The sequence below is a fragment of the Lyngbya sp. CCY1209 genome (genome assembly GCF_035615495.1).
GTDB lineage: Bacteria > Cyanobacteriota > Cyanobacteriia > Cyanobacteriales > Microcoleaceae > Limnospira.
The window spans coordinates 1-272 of sequence record NZ_JAJENU010000035.1 but is presented as its reverse complement, the minus strand read 5'-3'; the positions used below and the strand labels follow the sequence as shown (position 1 = coordinate 272).

Here is a 272-nt window from a genome sequence, read left to right as displayed (position 1 = left end):
CGCCTCGAATATACCCGCACGGAAGCGGAAACCATTTTGGGGTTGGTTCCGGAAACCGAAAGCACCGCCGCCTTCGATTTCGACGCCAATTTGGAGGCGATTCTCAACTCCGAAGAATTGCAAAATTATCAAATTATTCACTTCGCCACCCACGGCCTCGCCAACGGCCGCAATCCGGCGCTGTCGGGGCTGGTTTTTTCTCTGATTGACGAAGGGGGAAATTGGCAAAACGGCTATTTGCGGTTGAACGATATTTTCAACTTGAATTTGCC

The 272-nt window shown here is 51.1% G+C and carries 1 protein-coding gene; it reads left to right on the top strand.

Features of this window, described 5'->3' with window-relative positions:
- A partial coding sequence (locus tag LKE08_RS00160) for a CHAT domain-containing protein (RefSeq protein WP_324702174.1) occupies positions 1 to 272 on the top strand: 272 nt, incomplete at both ends.